Here is a 1118-nt window from a genome sequence, read left to right as displayed (position 1 = left end):
AGCAGTAAGTGTCCATCCAAACGTGGCAACCAGCAGGCCGACGACGATAGGATTCAGCAACGGAGATGAGAAAAGAAACACCATCATCGGCCCAAAACCGGCCCGTGCCCGAATCAACCCTTTCAACATGGGGATAGTCGAGCAACTACAGAAGGGCGTTATAGCTCCTAAACCAGCAGCAAGAAAATAGCCTCGCTTCCCACTGGAAGTCAGTAACGCTTCCACCTTGGATGGTGGGATGTGACGTTGAAGAACTCCGACCAGCAAGCTAATGCCAATGAATAAAACCGATAGCTCGATAGCGAGAAAGGCGAACATGCCTAGAGCGTCTTGGAGTTGAGATGACATTCAATATTACTCCTATATTTCTAGTATTGTCGAAATGATGTACGCAGCCTACTTGCGTTTATCCGACCTGTCAACTATAATTCTAGAAACATCGAATTATTGGGGCGTGCTATGGATCACGAAAAGGTTGCAGCCAGCTTAGCTGAGCTAGGGAATAGTCACCGACTGTCCGTGTTCCGCTTTCTGGTCAAAGCTGGCCATGATGGGGCTTCGGTCGGAGATATCCAGAAGGGGCTGGGTATTCCTGCTTCGACGCTATCACATCACCTTGCGCGCATGGCCAAGGTAGGGCTGATCCGGCAGGAGAAACATAGCCGCACGATTGTCTGTATACCCGAGTATGGGCACCTAGAGAATTTGATCGGTTTCTTACAAGAGGAATGTTGTGCAGGTGTCCGGATTGCGCATGAACCAGAACCGCTTTGACGCTTGCCCAGCTCTCGCTGTCCTCCCTAGTCAGCATCGCTATGAAGACTCAGGCGAAGGTGGAAACAGAAAATTGGCAGTAGAGTAGGCTGAAGAGGATCAATCAGATAATCCGCTGAGAAAGATTTTCTTCTTTACATCTTTGGCATTTTATCAACCAGAAATTCCGGATACCCAAAATTGATAAGGGCTCCGAGTACGCTGATCTAAAAGCCGTCACAGACTTGGCGGGCGTGCGGGTCATTACTCACTTTGCCAGTGATGTTGATCAAATCGCAAAAATTGTCGAGCATGAATTCAACGTTGACTTTGCCAACTCCATCGACAAAAGAGTTGCGCAGGAG

2 protein-coding genes are annotated in these 1118 nt (G+C 48.7%); one reads left to right on the top strand and one right to left on the bottom strand.

Translation table 11 applies throughout. The features are described 5' to 3' along the window. Positions 1-348, bottom strand: a 348-nt coding sequence (locus tag EPJ54_RS19640) for a permease (RefSeq protein ID WP_275574771.1), incomplete at its 3' end; no start/stop codon positions are given. A gap of 111 nt (positions 349-459) precedes the next feature. On the opposite strand from EPJ54_RS19640, the gene EPJ54_RS19635 reads away from it, so the two are divergent. Continuing rightward, positions 460-774: an ArsR/SmtB family transcription factor gene (locus EPJ54_RS19635; protein ID WP_000349485.1), complete on the top strand. Its 315-nt coding sequence runs from the start codon at positions 460-462 to the stop codon at positions 772-774. Positions 775-1118 lie beyond the last annotated feature (344 nt).

The organism is Vitreimonas flagellata (assembly GCF_004634425.1).
Taxonomy (GTDB): domain Bacteria; phylum Pseudomonadota; class Alphaproteobacteria; order Caulobacterales; family Aquidulcibacteraceae; genus Vitreimonas; species Vitreimonas flagellata.
The sequence above is the reverse complement of the archived record's forward strand: the minus strand, read 5'-3'. Positions and strand labels throughout refer to the sequence as shown.